This is a genomic window from Gilliamella apicola, assembly GCF_000599985.1.
Classification (GTDB): Bacteria; Pseudomonadota; Gammaproteobacteria; order Enterobacterales; family Orbaceae; genus Gilliamella; species Gilliamella apicola.
Genome location: NZ_CP007445.1, coordinates 1,213,896 through 1,230,580 on the forward strand (window position 1 = coordinate 1,213,896; position 16,685 = coordinate 1,230,580).

Annotated in this window: 17 protein-coding genes, 2 tRNA genes and 1 pseudogene; 8 read left to right on the forward strand and 12 right to left on the reverse strand. The window is 32.7% G+C overall.

Translation table 11 applies throughout. The annotated features are described in order from the left end of the window. Positions 1–254: 254 nt before the first annotated feature. On the reverse strand, positions 255–485 hold the full coding sequence (locus GAPWK_RS05440) for a YdcH family protein (RefSeq protein WP_025315255.1): 231 nt from the start codon (positions 483–485) through the stop codon (positions 255–257). Between the two features lie 167 nt (positions 486–652). On the opposite strand from GAPWK_RS05440, the gene GAPWK_RS05445 reads away from it, so the two are divergent. Next, positions 653–2,182 (forward strand): helicase HerA-like C-terminal domain-containing protein, encoded by a 1,530-nt coding sequence (locus GAPWK_RS05445; RefSeq protein ID WP_025315256.1) that lies wholly within the window; start codon positions 653–655, stop codon positions 2,180–2,182. Between the two features lie 51 nt (positions 2,183–2,233). Then, entirely contained in the window at positions 2,234–3,322 is a 1,089-nt protein-coding gene (locus tag GAPWK_RS05450; protein ID WP_025315257.1) for an AI-2E family transporter, read from the forward strand. Between the two features lie 22 nt (positions 3,323–3,344). Here the strand turns inward: GAPWK_RS05450 and bcp are convergent, their stop codons facing one another. Then, positions 3,345–3,821, reverse strand: a complete 477-nt coding sequence (gene bcp, locus GAPWK_RS05455; protein ID WP_025315258.1) for a thioredoxin-dependent thiol peroxidase — start codon at positions 3,819–3,821, stop codon at positions 3,345–3,347. 96 nt (positions 3,822–3,917) lie between these two features. Next, the gene (hemL, locus tag GAPWK_RS05460; RefSeq protein WP_202961713.1) at positions 3,918–5,213 is read right to left on the reverse strand and encodes a glutamate-1-semialdehyde 2,1-aminomutase; all 1,296 of its coding nucleotides are present in this window, start codon (positions 5,211–5,213) and stop codon (positions 3,918–3,920) included. A gap of 156 nt (positions 5,214–5,369) precedes the next feature. Between hemL and erpA the strand changes: the two genes are divergently transcribed. From erpA to GAPWK_RS05480, 4 genes are all read left to right on the forward strand, one after another. Beyond that, positions 5,370–5,708, forward strand: coding sequence for an iron-sulfur cluster insertion protein ErpA (gene erpA / locus GAPWK_RS05465; RefSeq protein ID WP_025315260.1), 339 nt, complete (start codon positions 5,370–5,372; stop codon positions 5,706–5,708). A gap of 385 nt (positions 5,709–6,093) precedes the next feature. After that, positions 6,094–6,181, forward strand: a tRNA-Leu gene (locus tag GAPWK_RS05470). A 17-nt stretch (positions 6,182–6,198) separates the two neighbouring features. Beyond that, positions 6,199–6,274: transfer RNA gene (locus tag GAPWK_RS05475), tRNA-Gly, on the forward strand. Between the two features lie 256 nt (positions 6,275–6,530). After that, positions 6,531–7,823 carry a tyrosine-type recombinase/integrase gene (locus GAPWK_RS05480; RefSeq protein WP_025315261.1) on the forward strand — a complete coding sequence of 431 codons (1,293 nt, stop codon included), beginning with the start codon at positions 6,531–6,533 and terminating at the stop codon, positions 7,821–7,823. Positions 7,824–7,918: 95 nt separating this feature from the next. Here GAPWK_RS05480 and GAPWK_RS05485 read toward each other — a convergent pair. The 3 genes and pseudogenes from GAPWK_RS05485 to GAPWK_RS05495 all read right to left on the reverse strand — a co-directional run. After that, positions 7,919–8,281: pseudogene (locus tag GAPWK_RS05485) on the reverse strand (ParA family protein); the annotation flags it as partial. 33 nt (positions 8,282–8,314) lie between these two features. Beyond that, positions 8,315–8,521 carry a helix-turn-helix transcriptional regulator gene (locus GAPWK_RS05490; RefSeq protein WP_025315263.1) on the reverse strand — a complete coding sequence of 69 codons (207 nt, stop codon included), beginning with the start codon at positions 8,519–8,521 and terminating at the stop codon, positions 8,315–8,317. 390 nt (positions 8,522–8,911) lie between these two features. Then, positions 8,912–9,790: a LysR family transcriptional regulator gene (locus GAPWK_RS05495; RefSeq protein ID WP_025315264.1), complete on the reverse strand. Its 879-nt coding sequence runs from the start codon at positions 9,788–9,790 to the stop codon at positions 8,912–8,914. A gap of 353 nt (positions 9,791–10,143) precedes the next feature. On the opposite strand from GAPWK_RS05495, the gene GAPWK_RS15185 reads away from it, so the two are divergent. Both GAPWK_RS15185 and GAPWK_RS05500 read left to right on the forward strand, forming a co-directional pair. Beyond that, the gene (locus GAPWK_RS15185; protein ID WP_238551147.1) at positions 10,144–10,383 is read left to right on the forward strand and encodes a hypothetical protein; all 240 of its coding nucleotides are present in this window, start codon (positions 10,144–10,146) and stop codon (positions 10,381–10,383) included. Between the two features lie 29 nt (positions 10,384–10,412). Further along, positions 10,413–10,886, forward strand: coding sequence for a hypothetical protein (locus tag GAPWK_RS05500; protein ID WP_143423221.1), 474 nt, complete (start codon positions 10,413–10,415; stop codon positions 10,884–10,886). Positions 10,887–11,172: 286 nt separating this feature from the next. Here the strand turns inward: GAPWK_RS05500 and GAPWK_RS05505 are convergent, their stop codons facing one another. Genes GAPWK_RS05505 through GAPWK_RS05535 form a run of 6 tightly spaced genes read right to left on the reverse strand, consistent with a single transcriptional unit; the run spans position 11,173 to position 16,570 of the window. Next, entirely contained in the window at positions 11,173–11,922 is a 750-nt protein-coding gene (locus GAPWK_RS05505) for a thioesterase domain-containing protein (protein ID WP_024496419.1), read from the reverse strand. 34 nt (positions 11,923–11,956) lie between these two features. Beyond that, on the reverse strand, positions 11,957–12,460 hold the full coding sequence (locus tag GAPWK_RS14125) for a DUF5680 domain-containing protein (RefSeq protein ID WP_024496420.1): 504 nt from the start codon (positions 12,458–12,460) through the stop codon (positions 11,957–11,959). Positions 12,461–12,477: 17 nt separating this feature from the next. Further along, positions 12,478–13,308 carry an SPL family radical SAM protein gene (locus GAPWK_RS05520; RefSeq protein ID WP_024496421.1) on the reverse strand — a complete coding sequence of 277 codons (831 nt, stop codon included), beginning with the start codon at positions 13,306–13,308 and terminating at the stop codon, positions 12,478–12,480. Between the two features lie 4 nt (positions 13,309–13,312). Further along, positions 13,313–14,659 (reverse strand): MATE family efflux transporter, encoded by a 1,347-nt coding sequence (locus GAPWK_RS05525; protein WP_024496422.1) that lies wholly within the window; start codon positions 14,657–14,659, stop codon positions 13,313–13,315. Next, positions 14,646–15,839, reverse strand: coding sequence for a hypothetical protein (locus GAPWK_RS05530; RefSeq protein WP_024496423.1), 1,194 nt, complete (start codon positions 15,837–15,839; stop codon positions 14,646–14,648). Before GAPWK_RS05530 ends, GAPWK_RS05525 begins: the two co-directional genes overlap by 14 nt. A 20-nt stretch (positions 15,840–15,859) precedes the next feature. Then, positions 15,860–16,570 (reverse strand): SPASM domain-containing protein, encoded by a 711-nt coding sequence (locus tag GAPWK_RS05535; protein ID WP_025315266.1) that lies wholly within the window; start codon positions 16,568–16,570, stop codon positions 15,860–15,862. Positions 16,571–16,685: the final 115 nt, after the last annotated feature.

A 16,685-nucleotide genomic window follows, 5' to 3' on the forward strand; every position in this document is an offset into this window, starting at 1 on the left:
TACAATTACAACAAAAAGGAAATAACACATGAAAACACCACATAAAAACTTAATTGTATTAATTAAAAGCCGTAAACAAAAAAAGGCTCAACAACAATCAGTTAAGTAATAAAAAGCTTAATCATCAACATTGTAATGAAATCGTTGGTGTAACTATTTGAGTTGATATAAAATAAAAGACCCCAGTAATTGGGGTTTTTTATTACACATTAATTTCACATTTATTTGCTAATTTATCATAACTATCTAATTAATTATAATTTTAAATGGTTATCATTAGTTTTCTTTAAAATATCATAAATTTCATCTTTCAGCTTTAATTTTTGTTTTTTCAATGCATCTATTGTTTCGCTAGTATCAACGGTAATTCCAGATTCAATATTTTTAATTTTTTGATCAAGTTCATTATGTAAATCGAACAGTTTTTGAAAACGTAAATCATTATTTTTTAATTTAGAGATTAATTCTCGATATTCTGGAAACATAACGGCTCCTTATATTGGCTAGATGGATAATAAAAATAGCGGTTACTGCTAATTCAGAATACAATATTCTTTTAAACTTTAACAGTAAAAAGCAAATAATTGATAAAATTGGCCAATTATTTTTATAACATCAAATATTAAATAACAATTTTACATGAGGTTAATCCATGAGTGAATCGATCATCATAGCCAAAAGTCATGGCAAAGATTTATCCATCGTAGCAGCATTAGCTAATCGTCATGGTTTAATTACTGGCGCAACCGGTACCGGTAAAACAGTCACATTACAAAAAATGGCTGAAGGGTTTTCACAAATTGGTGTGCCGGTTTTTCTTGCTGATGTTAAAGGCGATCTAACTGGTCTTGGCGAAAAGGCTGTTTTAACAGAAAAATTAAAAGCTCGTTTAGACAATATAGAAGTTTATAATTGGCAACCTGATGCATCGCCCATTGAACTATGGGATGTATTTGCTGAAAAAGGGATCCCTGTTCGTAGTACTGTATCAGATATAGGACCGATCTTACTTGCTCGATTACTCAATCTAAATGATATTCAGTCTGGCGTATTACAATTAGTTTTTAAAATTGCTGATGATAATGGTTTATTACTACTCGATTTCAAAGATCTGCGGTCATTAATTCAATTTGTAGGTGATAATGCCAAGCAGTTTACCACTCAATACGGTAATATTTCTTTATCGTCAATAGGAGCGATTCAACGCGGATTGTTAACACTCGAACAACAAGGCGCGGCGTTCTTTCTTGGCGAACCAATGCTTGATATTCAAGATTTAATGCAAGTAAATAGAGAAGGAAGAGGGATTATCAATATTTTATCCGCACAGAAATTATATAATTCACCTAAATTATATTCTGTCTTCCTTTTATGGTTGTTATCCGAACTTTTTGAACATTTACCAGAAATAGGCGATCCAGATAAACCGAAATTAGTATTCTTTTTTGATGAAGCCCATTTATTGTTTAATGATATTTCGCCAGCATTATTAGAAAAAATTGAACAAGTAGTACGCTTAATTCGTTCCAAAGGTGTGGGTATTTATTTTGCTTCACAAAATCCGACCGATATACCAGATACCGTTCTCGGGCAATTAGGTAATCGTGTTCAACATGCGCTACGGGCTTTTACTCCGAAAGATCAAAAAGCTGTTAAGACTGCTGCACAAACAATGCGTGCTAATCCAAGTTTTGATACTGAAAAAGCGATCATGGAATTGGGTGTTGGTGAAGCTTTAATTTCATTTTTAGATGAAAAAGGTCGTCCAAATATGGTCGAACGTGGTTTTGTGATTGCGCCAGGATCGAAAATGGGGACTATGTCACCAGAAAATCAATTGGCAATTATTCAACATTCCCAGTATTACAATAAATATCGATCAACTATAGATCGTCAATCTGCTTATGAGATATTAAAAAATGGATTTTCATTTGATAACTTATCTAACTCTCAAACCGATAAAAATAATCAAAACATCAATAATGACGCTGATAACCAACAAAATAAAAACGGTGGTGGATTGCTTGATTTTTTCAGTTCAATATTTTTTGGTTCGAAAGGACCAAAAGGGGGACAGCATGATGGTATCGCTCAACAATTAGCTAAAAGTGCCACCAGACAAGTAGTTAATCAAATTAGTAGAAAAATCACCCGTGGTATATTAGGTGGTTTTAAAAAATAATCAATCAAAGAGTGTATAATTTAAAGAAATAAGTATGATAGGAGAATTTTAATGTTAAAAATGTTTATGGAATGGTATAAAAAGCGTTTCAGTGATCCGCATGTAGTGTCATTAATGGCGGTAATTTTAGGCTTATTTATTATCATCTATTTTTTCAATAAAATTCTGTTACCTATCTTAATTGCCATTGTACTGTCATATTTACTTGATAGCCCAGTTAACTTTTTACATAAACGAGGTCTACCAAGAACATTCGCCGTCGTAATTGTTTTATTACTGTTTATTATGGTAGTTTTTGTTGGATTTATGATTTTACTACCATTAATTTGGCAACAAAGTATTAGCTTGATAACCAATATCCCTAATATGCTCAATTTTGCTAATAATTTCTTAACTACACTACCTGAACATTATCCTGAGTTAATTGATGTAGGGTTATTTGATTCCATAATTCAAGGTATTACCAATAGAGTTGTGCAAACTGGTAACTCATTATTGCAATTTTCGATTGTTTCTTTATTAGGATTTGTTTCTGTGGCAATTAACGCAGTCTTGGTGCCAATAATGATGTTTTTTTTATTAAAAGATAAAACCAAGATATGGGCTTATTGTTCTAAAATCTTACCTAAAAATCGTACAATTTTAGATAAAGTTGCCGCTGAGATGGACATGCAAATCTCAAATTATATCGTTGGTAATGTATTACACATCGTCATTTTAGCTATATGCGTATATATTCCGTTTTGTTATTTTGGATTAGATTATGGTTTATTACTTGCTGTTTTTGTAGGTTTATCGGTATTGATTCCGTATATTGGTATTATTATTTCAAGCATTCCAGTGGTTTTAATAGCTATCTTTCAATGGGGAATAAGTCCTGAATTTAGCTATTTAATTCTCTGTTATGTTTTAATACAAGCTTTGGATGGTAATTTATTAGTTCCTTGTTTATTTTCAGAGAAATTAAATCTTCATCCTTTAGTTATTATTGTTGCAGTGATCGTGTTTGGTGGATTATGGGGATTTTGGGGAATATTTTTTGCTATACCTTTGGCAACATTAGTTAAAGCTATTATCAACGCTTGGCCAACACCTGAAGATATTAATAATAATACTTTAGAAGAAATTAAAGCAGATTAAGTAATTTAATCTGCTTTAGAAATTATTTACATTGATTTTTTAGATAATCTAAAACGACTTCATGATGATCACTCGTTTTGAAATTATCAAAGACTTTTTCAATATTACCATCTTGGCTAATTAAAAAACTAATTCGATGAATACCTTCATAGGTTTTACCCATGAATTCCTTTTCACCCCAAGTTCCAAATGCTTGGGCGACTTCATGATTTTCATCAGAAAGTAAAGTAAAATTCAACAGTTCTTTTTCAACAAATCGAGATAATTTTTCAGGCTTATCGGTACTAATACCGAGGATCACCACATCGTAATTTTTAAAATCGTCAGAGCTATCCCGTAAATTACAAGCTTGCACGGTACAACCTGGTGTCATGGCTTTGGGATAAAAATAAATTAAAACACGTTGACCTTTAAAATCTTTTAAGCTGATGTACTCTCCGTCTTGATCAGGTAATGAAAACTCAGGTGCTTTTTCACCTTCTTTTAGTGGATTAACCATATAATATTTACCTATTTTAATAGTTTAATTTTTTATCTTTGTAGTGTATTAAAAAATAGTGTCATGTTTTCAGTTAAAAAATAAAGAATTTAAAAACTAAAAATTTAAATTACTAAAAAAACGATTTGCTGCATCAATTGTGTGATTGATCTCCCTGTCGGTGTGTTTAATCGACATGAAGCCCGCTTCAAATGCAGATGGTGCAAAATAAACACCTTCAGCGAGCATATGATGATAGAATTTTTTGAATAATTCAATATTACACTGCATAACATCCTGATAACTGGTTACTTCGTCAGCAGTTGTAAAAAATAGTCCAAACATGGCACCGGCATAATTGACTACCAATGGTACATTATGTGTTTTAGCCGCTATTTTTAGACCATTAGCTAGAGTTGCGGTTTTATCTGTTAATTCTTGATAGACACCCACATCCATTAGTTTATTTAAAGTTGTGTACCCTGCAGACATAGCAACAGGGTTGCCAGATAAGGTACCCGCTTGATAGATAGGTCCAGTCGGGGCCAGTTGTTGCATAATATCAGCGCGCCCACCAAAAGCACCTACAGGCATGCCACCACCAATAATTTTTCCTAAGCATGTTAAATCAGGTACTACATCATAATAATCTTGAGCTCCGCCTAGTGCGACTCTAAATCCAGTCATGACTTCATCTATGATTAGTAGAGCTCCATATTTATCACATAATGCCCGTAATCCATGTAAAAATTCTTTTTTTGCAGGTACACAATTCATATTTCCTGCTACAGGTTCAATAATAATAGCCGCAATATCGTTAGGGTATTGCTCAAATTGTTGTTTTACAGATGCTAAGTTATTATAATCACACACCAACGTATGCTTCACAAAATCATTAGGTACACCTGGTGATGTAGGATGGCCAAAGGTAAGGGCGCCAGACCCTGCTTTAACTAATAAATAATCTGCATGCCCATGATAACAACCTTCAAACTTAATAATTTTGTCGCGCCCCGTGAATCCACGAGCAACTCGGATCGCACTCATGGTTGCTTCAGTACCCGAATTTACCATGCGTAGCATTTCAATTGAAGGCATTAACTGTGTAACAAGATTAGCAACTTTGGTTTCTATTTCTGTTGGAGCCCCATAACTTAAGCCATTATGAACGGCGTGAATAACAGCATTGGCTACATCTGGATCGTTATGCCCTAAAATCATGGGTCCCCAAGAACCTACATAATCTATATAAGCTTTTCCATCAACATCATAAATATAGGCACCATCGGCGCGCTCAATAAATAATGGCGTACCACCGACACCATTAAAAGCTCGCACAGGAGAGTTTACACCTCCAGGCATTACAGATAATGCTTGATGATACAACTTTTCTGACTTAAATTTATTTAGCATCATTGGGCCACCTCTATAAAAAATTTTGTTGTATTTATTCATAAAATCAAAATAAATTCAAGTTAGCTATTGAAAATTTATTTAATAGAAGTTTTCGTTTTGTATTTTCAATCCGCAAAGGTATATAATAACTTAATTAAATATTGGGAGAAAAAAATGAGTAATGCTTTTCCGATTAACTTTACGGATGCTGCCGCTAATAAAGTTAAATTATTAGTAACAGAAGAAGAAAATCCAAACCTCAAATTACGAGTTTACATCACTGGTGGTGGTTGTAGTGGTTTTCAGTATGGTTTCACTTTTGATGAAAAAGTAAATGAAGATGATCTTGCTATCGAAAAAAATGGCGTTTCACTTGTTGTCGATCCAATGAGTTTGCAATATTTAGTCGGTGGTACTATTGATTATGTTGAAGGCTTACAAGGTTCTCGTTTTGTGGTAGATAACCCTAACGCGACAACTACATGTGGTTGTGGCTCATCTTTTAGTGTTTAATTAAACTATCGTTCTTAATTTATATCATCTATTCATCATAGCAAAATTGCTTATTGTTAAATGATATTTTGCTAATGTAGCCCTTCAGAACATAATTTTATATATAGCAATCCGAAATATTTTTATGTTCTGACCTTCAAGTTAAATTGAATTTGACGTAAAAAGCTTCATTACAATTTAGTTTTAGAAAACAGATACCCATTTAATTTTGATTTCACTTTGGTTATAAAAACGTCATTAAAACCTGAAAAGCCTAATAATTTCGAAAAATATGACAAACATTGAGCAATCGAACAATTTTTTTTAATTTTTAGTTGACGATATTTTTCAGATGAGTAAAATGCACAGCATTCAAAGCGAATTACTTTTTGATAATTAGTTTTGAGCCCGGGTGGTGAAATCGGTAGACACAAGGGATTTAAAATCCCTCGGCCTTTTTGGCCGTGCGAGTTCAAGTCTCGCCCCGGGCACCATTTAAAACACTTCTCATGCGGGAATAGCTCAGTTGGTAGAGCGCAACCTTGCCAAGGTTGAGGTCGCGAGTTCGAACCTCGTTTCCCGCTCCAATATAACATCCAGTATAGTCCGTTAAAGTCCGCAAAACCTAGAGTTTGCAAGTAGTTTAACGGTTTTACTTTCCAGTATAGAACAGAATAATCCAGAGTCATCCAAGAGAATTTAGTCCAAAAAACAGTCCAAAAACGGAATGAGTTTTTTTGACTAGTCCAAAAATTATGTTATTGTGATAATGTATTTTTTGAACAGTTCGTCTAAATATTGACTAGCTATCCTTACGTTCATCAATAACATAAGGAATTTATCATGGCTGTACTCACTGACTATAAAATTAATGCATCAAAATCTAAAGCAAAGGAATACACTCTCAAAGACGGCAATGGGTTATTTCTAAATATTCATCCCAATGGTTCTAAATATTGGCTATTTCGTTTTTCTTGGAATGGTAAACAGACCCGAATGTCGTTTGGCACCTATCCTACTGTGGATATTAAGCAAGCCCGCTATTTGTGTGAGCAAGCCAACTTTAAATTGTTAAGCGGCATCGATCCTCGCTTAAAAGAAAATCCTACTATTGATCCCGTAGATGAAGTGCTTGATGAAGAGCCAAAATGCACTTTTGCTCAATTTGCACAGCATTGGCTTGAGTTTAAAATGAAGAAATTAAACGCAAAACCATCTAAAGATAAAAAGAATAACGGACGTGGCAGCACCGAAATTCAAATTCGTCGTGCGTTTACCAATGACATTTTTCCAGTCTTAAAAGATAAATCCATACATAAAGTCACAAGAAACGATTTATTGTGCATTATTCGTAAGGTAGAAAAACGAGGTGCATTATCTGTCGCCGAAAAAATAAGAAGTTGGCTTGATGAAATTTTTCGTTATGCCGTTGTCACTGAAGGATTAGAAATTAATCCAGCCGCCGATTTGGATATTGCATCCTTACCTTATCGCCGTAACAATCGCTACCCGTTTATCGACGTTAGTGAACTCCCTGAATTACTTGTTAAATTGTCAACCTACCAAGGCAGTCGTTTAACCATCTTGGGATTACGACTATTATTACTAACGGGAGTCAGAACAGGTGAGCTTCGTTTTTCTGAAGCCTGGCAATTTGATTTAAAAAATGCGCTGTGGCGTATTCCGGCATCGGATGTCAAACAGTTACAACAAGTTATTGAAAAGGTGGATAATCGGGTTCCTGATTATATTGTGCCTTTATCACGTCAAGCGTTGGATATTGTGAAGGAACTCCTGTCTTATCACATGAGAGGACAACGATATTTAATCGCTAATCGAACAAATCCTCTTGAGGCCATGAGTGAGAATACACTCAATCAAGCATTAAAAAATATGGGATTTAAACGTCGATTATGTACTCACGGAATCAGGCACACTATTTCAACTGCATTAAATGATCTTAAATATGATAAAGATTTTATCGAAGCTCAGTTATCCCATTCTGACACTAACAAGGTCAGAGCCACTTATAATCATGCTCAATATATTGAGCCTCGCCGTGAAATGATGCAAGAATGGGCTGATTTACTTGATAAATGGGAACAAGAAGTACTAGATAAAATAAATAATAAATAATTCATTCACAGTGGAGCTTTTAGAGCTCCTTTTTTTTATTTCGATCGATAAAACAGATCAATCGTATTTTTATTGATCTGTTTAAACGATTTCTCTATCACATCATAGTGAGGCTCGAAAATAGGCATTAAATTCTTAAGCCGAAAACGGCCATCGGGTGCATGAAGTAGTAGGGTATTTAATTGACCTTTGTCGTCATTGGAAAAAATAAGATGAAGATTATCTACTGTCGTGTGAGAAACTAAATGTTCTAGCCTGGTTTCATTGGTTGAGATCAGCTCATAAATACCAGATTTTGCTGTATGGCGTAATTTGTAATAACTCGACAGCGTAGGTTGTATATCTAAATCGATTAATAAAACACTAAGCCCTGCATCAGCCATAAAGCCACCAAGATTTGCTGCCACAGTCGTTTTTCCTACTCCACCTTTAGTCGAAATCACTGAGAGTACTTGCATACCATGTTCCTTATTGTATTTGAGGATTAAGGGTTAATTGACGTTCGCAAGTCGCTCAGCAATCCAATTATCAATTTCCGCTGAATTCCAACCAACAGAACGAACACCGATACGAATCGATGGCGGGAATTGATTATTTTTGATCAGTTCGTAGATGTGTGATTTTTTATAACCTGTGCGTCTTTCAACTTCGGGCATACGCAAGATAGTGGGATAAGTTTGTTCGTCATCATTAATCATGGTCAATACTCCCTGGTCAGTAATGGTACTTAGTCTCAGCGCAAAATAGTCCACATAAGTAGATACTTAAAGCCTAAATACAAAATAGTGGATGCTTTTTTATGATAAAGGTCGAAAACAAATCGTGCATTGCCGTTTTTGCATAGCTATGTATTAAATGCATGACTTTGCAAAAAATGCATAGCTATGCAAAAACGGCATCAATCGACTGTTTTTATAAGCGTTAATTTTCAATAGGTTATAAATTAATGTACAAGGATGACGATTATTTTGAGGAATAAGTTCTTTGCGTTTTTTACATACCAATGCAAAAAACACAAAGAACAGCAAGATCATGTAATTGAGAATATTACTTGTAACTCGATTAAACTGTATTTTTATAACATTCGTCTAACTACGGATAAAAAACGTATTAACTAGACTTTCCAAATTCTTGATTTGCTGATGACTGTATCGATTAGGCTGGTAGATAAGATAAGTATCAACCAATAAATCAGGTTCAATAGCTCGAGTGGCCACATGTTGGTTTTGCATATTGTCTAACATGCTTTGTGTCACTATACTTATCCCTAAGCCGGCCATCACCAGTGCTTGTAACACGCTATAGGATTTCACGAATAATGTTTCAAGTGGGCTAAAAGTAGCTGTATAGATCAACTCATGAAGCAAGGTATTTGGCTGGAATGAAATAAAGGGATAATTTTGTATATCATTAAATGTTATGTGTTGTAATGACATTAAAGGATGTTGTTTTGAAAGTAAGATGATTAGTCGCTCCTGCCATAATTTTTTAAAAATAAGTGAATCATAGCGATGACTTGCCATGTGTAGCGATAATGCAAAGTGATACCTCCCTTGAGTTAAACCAGATAAAATATCCTGATAAGCCGCCTCATGAACATGGAGATGTATATGTGGATATTTTTCATGGTATTGCCGTAATAGCTTAGCCACGCGGTATCCATCTATGTTGGGTGAAATAGCTAGCTCAATGGTGTAAGACTGCCCTTGTTGTGAAGCTTTAATTCGATGATTAATGCTGTCAATAAGACAAAAAATCTGATTAGTCTCTTGTAAAAGCAGACTTCCGTGCTCAGTTAATTTAAGCTGACGCAAATGTCGTTCAAATAAAATCACCCCCAATCGTGATTCTAATCCTTGTATCGCTCGACTTAGCGATGACTGAACCACATAAAGTTTAGCGGCTGCCTGCCCAAAATTAAGCTCTTGCGCAACTGTTCTAAAATACATCAGTTTTTTTAGATTCATATTTCTCACCTATAATTTTTACATATTTTTTCCTTTAACAAAAACATGATCTTGTCTTAAATAAACTAACATGTTATTCGGCCTATCAGCATGCAAGTTTCATCATTTTTATTGAGAAATATCGATTTAAAGTTCATAAACCGAACAGATGGTTATCAGATAATAAATAATTTTGGTTAAATTAACTTGAAGGATATATCATTTTTGATGAATGAAGCTTTACTTTTAAGTATTGAGATTTAATTTCGATAGATCTTAATAAATAAATCATTGTCAAAATTCGATTTTTACACTCTTTTATTAAATAAATTCTCAATACTAGTATATAACTTATCTTATACAGAGGAATTTATATGAGCATTAAACTCCCCATATACAACGGCACCGGCATTTTAGTGATGAAAAAACACACACCGGTTATTGATGCATTATTTGGGTTATACCTCTTAAAAAAAACACAAAATACAAAAATCACTTTAATATCGCCAAATATTCACAGTATACCTATCCTTCTTGGCATACAATCATCCGACGTTTACATAAGGTCATCAAAAAGAGCCGCCGCTTTGAACCACTTGATCCTGATACTGTAAATGAACGAGACTATTTAGATGATCTTATCTTGCGCATGGATTATGATGAAGCCTTTACTTTAGAACAAGTTTATCATCTGGCCAATGCTGTTGGTGAACTCAATGAAGAGGGAGAAGTCGAACTTTACCAACTCTTTCAAATTGCTTTGGCTTTTGATGATGGTCATCAACTACAAATACTAAATTTTAAAAGTTTGTGGTACTACAAAAATGCTATACCTGCGTATGAATCTGCTGATAATGTTTATGCCACTAAAGATGGGATATTTACTGTAGATATCAATGAGGCAAAAAAATATTCCAAGGCATTGTGTAAAGCATTAGCCAGTAATGACATTGAAACAGCTTCGAAGCATTTATGTGAATACATTTCAAAGAAACTCTATAAAATTTTTGAAGTAGATCTTAGAGAAAAGCTCATCAAGCAAGTGGCAAAAGACTTACCTCAACAATCATCAATGATTTTTGAGGCGTTAGATAATAACGAGATAGAACTATATTAGACTTAGTAATTAAAAATAAAATCAATACAAAATGGTAGATAGGAGTTGCAATCTATCATTTTTTATATTTGCTTTTAATGAAGCGAATGCTTGTGGATCACACTTCAGTAGTTATTCTTGCTACATTGTCACTATTTATGAAAAAATGATGAAGTCTTTATCCTCAAATTTATCCTTGGTTACCATAAATTCCTCGTACAAAATGTACGAAATAAAACAAATTGGATCAATTTGAACAACACCATGAATAATTAGCGTCTGTTAGATTAAATTCGAGCTACTACACTTAAAATATTCTTTTTAACGTACTTAATGTTTTTTGAACATTTGGGTAACTCAGCATTGAGAAATGATCTCCACCTCCAGAAAATATTTTAACATTACCATTTACCTGATTACACCATCTTTCTATATTTTTATCGGTAAGATCTGATGCTTTTTCTGATTTGATTAAATATACATCAGTAGCTAAATAACCATAATTGATTAGTTCATTATAAAAATATTTATAAGTTGAATGTCTTTTCATAATTTTATTATTTAGTACATCTGGATCTAACTTAGAATATTTTTTCAATTTTCTTATAAACCCAACATCAACCAGATAATTATAAAAACCATCATTAAACTCCTTTAATTCAATATGATCCATTATTATTTTTTTATCTCGAAGTGGAGCATCTAGAACTATCAGTTTATCAATTTTTATACTGACACTTTCTAATTTCTTAATAACTTCAAAAGCAATATTAGCTCCTGCTGAATATCCCATAATTGAAATTGATTTATTTTTTGAAAGTTTAAATATGGTATGACAATAAATATCAATTAGTTTTTCAGGAAAAATATCTTCATAAAAATCAAAACAATAAAAAGAATAATTTTCAACTCTTCCTATAATGTTTTCATAAACAATCCCCCAGCCAGATAATGGGGGGAATAGAAAAATTATATTTTTATTATCATCAAAATCTTTAGACTTTATTTCTAAATTTGAACTACTTAAGATAAAATCGAATTTATTAATTATGCACATATTCAATATGTTACCTTTATGATGAATTTTTTGTTTAAATTACTTTCATTTCTTTATTATATCTACCTCTTATCATTCCCCCTAAATAGTATCTAAAACATATCTGTTCATTACCTTCCCAAATTTCCTCATGCCCAGTAAATGACATTAAATCACCTAAAGTACAATTTTTGTAGGTATATGTGCCGTTTTGATAAAGAGTTGGACCTCTAATAGGTAGCTGATTATCTACCTCGTTCAATGCTAATCTTAAAAAGTTGAAAACCTTTTGTTTATTGTCATCATATAAGGAAAATATCCCGCCTCTATAGCTCATTCCCCACACAGGGATGCCTTTATACCTAACAATTTCCTGTCCCATATCAACAAACTCGCCGAAGTAACGATCTTCATAACTAAATTCATCTTCTTCATATAAATATTTTTTGGAAAAATCACTGGAGCGAATTTTTAATCTATCCCCTCCAGCATAACCATGCAACTTTGCTTTAAGGAGAAAAGATTTAAATTGATGTAAATATAGCTCGTTAATATCCATTGTTATTCACCTTCATTTTATTTACGATGTTCAATCACATTTCCTAATCGCAAGTGAAGTCCATATTTATCTAACAAACCTCGAATAAAATCGTCATTTATTTGGATCTTGTTTTTTTTCAAAGATAGATAGGTGCTTGCCAACGTTTTATCATATGAAACTATTTTTTGTTTTATATAAGGGCTTAAATTTATATGTTCTACATAAACAGATTTAGTACCTGTTTGTGCAACAAGTGAAATAAGAGATTCTAATTCAGAAGGATTTTGAAGAAGATGGGGTAATATTGGTCCAAGAAATGCATAAGTTCTAATATTATGACTATTCAGTTTATGTAATGCATCTAATCTGCTCGTTATAGATGGCGCTTTTATCTCTAGTGCTCGGCTTATACGATCCTGAGATGAAGTAATAGTAAAACCTACTTCAACATTTTTTAAACCTTGCAAAACATCTATATCCCTAAGCACTAAAGCTGACTTTGTGAGTATGCTTATCAAACCAGGGTAATTGGTATTTTTTAATATTTCAAGCATATTCCTCGTTAGTTGATATTTTTTTTCAAGAGGTAAATATGGATCTGTTACTGAGCTAAAAAATATTGTTGAGCTCGAATTTTTATCTAAAAATTTTTTTAATTGTTTATCAAATATCTCTACTGAGTTTTTTTTTATATAAACATAATTCCCCCAGTTTTCGACAGGCTCGCCAATGAATCTCCCCATAAAGCTTGCATAGCAATATAAACAGGAAAAACTACAACCAATATAGGGATTTACAACATAATCAGTGTCTGGTAATTTAGATTTTATAATAATATTTTTGCAGTCTATTTCATAATATTTCATAAAGCTATCCTTCTTTATACTTATTTGGTAGGGTTATATTATGAAAATATAACAATGTAATTTTTGATGCTATAATCGCCGCAATAATCAGCGCAAACCAAAATCCTTTCACCCCAAACTCACCATCGAAAGTCAAGAAATAACCACCACATAATCCTATTCCCCATAGGCAACTACCTAGAATAAGAGTTGGTATAAATGTTTTATTAAAACTTCGCAATACGCCACTAACTATTGTATAAATCGCATCAAAAAAATGATAACAAGCAACAAAGCCAATTAATAAGGATGCGACATCACATACAATTTGATCAGTTGTATAAAATGAAGCAATCTGTTTTCTTAGCAAAAAAAGCAATAAACTATATATAAAAGCAATTAAAACCCCTGATTTGATACATGAAAACCCTACTTTTTTTGCTAATTGATTTTCTTTTACCAAATAACTCCCCACAATTACTGAAGAGGCACTACCTATTGACAAAGGGATTAGATAAGAAATGTAAGACACATTCGCAGCGATTTGATGGCTAGCCATTGTAGTCAATCCCAAATTAGCAACCAATAGACCTATAATAGTAAAGGAGCTATAATCTACTAAGAAAGTGAGGCCAATTGGGCCTCCAGTTTTTAATAAAAAAAGTTGTGTCTTAGTTGAAATTTTGAACGAAATTGACAATGGGATTTTCTTTTTAAAAAAGATACAAATAGCTATTATAAGAACTAACCACGACGCACAAACGGTTCCTAATGCGCATCCATTAACTCCCATAGCTGGTATGGAATAGAATCCTAAAACAAAAAGATAAGTAAGTACACCTTTGATCGCAAGTCCGATAAAATTTGTAAACATAATTATTTTAGGCTTATAAATTCCTGAGGCATAGGCAAAAATAATTTTATAAATTAATAACGCAGGAACACCTATAATTAAAATTGTTAAATATTCATTGACTTTAAAAAATGACTGTTCATCTAGATGACTAATGTTAATCAGTGGCTCTGCGTTTAATAATATAAAACAAACAATAATCGAAAGTATTATTGCTAACCAGAATCCTTGCGCAGTTAAATTTTTTACATTTTCAAACCCTCCGTCACTATATTTTTGAGCGTACAGGGGGGGTAATATTAACAAAATTGCAGAAAATCCAATAAAAATAGTAAAAAAAACATTATCCCCAACGCCCACAATAGCAATGTCAAGAGAAGAGAAATGCCCAACAATTATCAAGTCAATAATGGAATAGCTTGTAACAGCCAATTGGCCTATAAATATAGGCCAAGCCTGATTTAATAGTAGCTTTGGTATATTCATCTTATTTTTGTTCATGGAATTAGTGTATGTCATATACTAGAGCCTTTGCTGGACATAAATCATGGCACATTGAGCAACCATCACAATTTTTATCAAAATTATACGGAATACTTTTAAACGAGTTACAAGTAACCATATTTTCACATATATTACATTTAACGCATTTATCCTCTAATAGTGTTGTTTTAACTTGTAAAGTTTCTCTACTTTTTATTTTACCAAAGTGTTCTGGATAATGTTCTAAACTGACTCCGATTAAATCAAGTAATGTATTATATTCATTTTTATCCAAAAATTTATTTAAACTTTCCTTTAACCCATTAATATGTTGAAATCCTTTTTTCATAATTACAGACGTCAAATGAATTGAATTAGCACCAAGCATCAGACATCTAATTATATCTTGCCATTTATCTAATCCACCACCAGCAGATAAAGATAAATTAGTCTTGGAACGTAAGATTTGTGTATAATTAAAGGTAAAAGGCAGTAAGGGCTCTCCTGCAACTACACTATTTGATGCTCCAGTTAACGAATCGTATAGATCTCCATCAAAAATGGGTCTTCCTTTGTTAGAAATATCAATGTATGGTTGGACATTTATAGAGTCAAGATAAATAAGTCCCCCTACATTACAATTAGTTATAATACCATCAATCAAATCATCATCCATTCTAATGTTTAATTTGGGAAATACAGGTATCTTAACTGATCGAGCTAATCGATTTATTATTTCTATCACTCTATAAATGTCCGCATTACACATTTTTTTTAAGTCTAAGTAAAAAAAATCTATTTGTATCCCATCCGCACCAGCTTTTTCAGCCTCTTTAAAAAGCGATAACCAGATATCAATACTATTTTCTTCAAAAAAATACGGATAAAAAAGAGATGCAATAATAGGTATATCACACTGACTTTTGGCGTTTTCTATCAACCTCATTCCATAATCCATTGGTAAAATTTCTTTTAAATAAGTAGATTTTAAATAATTTCCATATCCTCTAATCCATTTATACCTACGTATATCTGTTGGCTTTATTGATTCATTAGAGTTATGCGCACCAATTGATTTTGAAATGACCCCTCCAGCATTCTCCTCTTCAGCTCGTTTTATATCGTCGAGATACATAGATGCAGGGCCTGCACCTATTAAAAAAGGATTTTTTAGCTTAATGGGTCCTAATGAGGTTGATAATCTTTTATCCCACATATTATTCCTCCAATTTCATTTTATAAGTTATTATAAAGCGGATCAGCTGAATCAAATATTCGTTCAATAGGTAAATTTTTTTGCGAATTAAAGAAAGAAAATATTCTACAATGGCCTACATTTTCGTTAACTTTAGATAGCATGATTTTATATTTTTGAGAGTCAAAGATTTCGGATAATGTCTGATTACTTAAATTTCCCAGCACCCACTCTTCACCTAATGGTTTACCTGATGCGTTATAAGCCCAAGGCGATGCTAGTAATGTACCATTGGGGGTAATCCCGAATGAATTAGAAACTAAATCACAAGGATTTTCACCTGGATGTTTATTAAATTGAGGAAAAAGATGTTTCAATGCACATTGTAGTTTTATCTGTGGTGATCCATATTTAGATTCTTGTTCAAGTAAAACTTCAATTGCTAATTTGTACTGTTCAATAGATGGTATTTTTTCTTTTAACAACATTCCCCGACCGACGGGAAATAAACGCATAATTAAAAGTTTATCAATTCCTCTCTCATGTAATTTTTTATATAATCTTACTAGATGAGCTCGATTAATAATATCTGTTGTTAATGGTAACTCGGCCCTAGTGCTACAATTGAGTTTGTGAAACTGCTCTCCTATTTTTAAGTTTCCAATTGCATAAGCATTAGGTCTATTTGCAACATCATCTATATCTTCAGCATCAAAAGTAAAATTATATTCACCCACGAGTGATGCTAACATTTTTATATCATATTTCGCAATTCCAAGTCCCGTTGCAGTTAAAGTTACGTTCTCTTTCCCTAATTTATTTGATGCATATTTAAGAAGTTCAATATTTTGTGGGTTAATTAGTGCA

Bases quoted from the DNA above. Each gene is read 5' to 3' on its own strand.
- GAPWK_RS05440 (WP_025315255.1), bottom strand. From the start codon at position 485: ATGTTTCCAGAATATCGAGAATTAATCTCTAAATTAAAAAATAATGAT.
- GAPWK_RS05445 (WP_025315256.1), top strand. From the start codon at position 653: ATGAGTGAATCGATCATCATAGCCAAAAGTCATGGCAAAGATTTATCC.
- GAPWK_RS05450 (WP_025315257.1), top strand. From the start codon at position 2,234: ATGTTAAAAATGTTTATGGAATGGTATAAAAAGCGTTTCAGTGATCCG.
- bcp (WP_025315258.1), bottom strand. From the start codon at position 3,821: ATGGTTAATCCACTAAAAGAAGGTGAAAAAGCACCTGAGTTTTCATTA.
- hemL (WP_202961713.1), bottom strand. From the start codon at position 5,213: ATGCTAAATAAATTTAAGTCAGAAAAGTTGTATCATCAAGCATTATCT.
- erpA (WP_025315260.1), top strand. From the start codon at position 5,370: ATGAGTAATGCTTTTCCGATTAACTTTACGGATGCTGCCGCTAATAAA.
- GAPWK_RS05480 (WP_025315261.1), top strand. From the start codon at position 6,531: ATGGCTGTACTCACTGACTATAAAATTAATGCATCAAAATCTAAAGCA.
- GAPWK_RS05490 (WP_025315263.1), bottom strand. From the start codon at position 8,521: ATGATTAATGATGACGAACAAACTTATCCCACTATCTTGCGTATGCCC.
- GAPWK_RS05495 (WP_025315264.1), bottom strand. From the start codon at position 9,790: ATGAATCTAAAAAAACTGATGTATTTTAGAACAGTTGCGCAAGAGCTT.
- GAPWK_RS15185 (WP_238551147.1), top strand. From the start codon at position 10,144: ATGAGCATTAAACTCCCCATATACAACGGCACCGGCATTTTAGTGATG.
- GAPWK_RS05505 (WP_024496419.1), bottom strand. From the start codon at position 11,922: ATGTGCATAATTAATAAATTCGATTTTATCTTAAGTAGTTCAAATTTA.
- GAPWK_RS14125 (WP_024496420.1), bottom strand. From the start codon at position 12,460: ATGGATATTAACGAGCTATATTTACATCAATTTAAATCTTTTCTCCTT.
- GAPWK_RS05520 (WP_024496421.1), bottom strand. From the start codon at position 13,308: ATGAAATATTATGAAATAGACTGCAAAAATATTATTATAAAATCTAAA.
- GAPWK_RS05525 (WP_024496422.1), bottom strand. From the start codon at position 14,659: ATGACATACACTAATTCCATGAACAAAAATAAGATGAATATACCAAAG.
- GAPWK_RS05530 (WP_024496423.1), bottom strand. From the start codon at position 15,839: ATGTGGGATAAAAGATTATCAACCTCATTAGGACCCATTAAGCTAAAA.
- GAPWK_RS05535 (WP_025315266.1), bottom strand. From the start codon at position 16,570: ATGTTAGCATCACTCGTGGGTGAATATAATTTTACTTTTGATGCTGAA.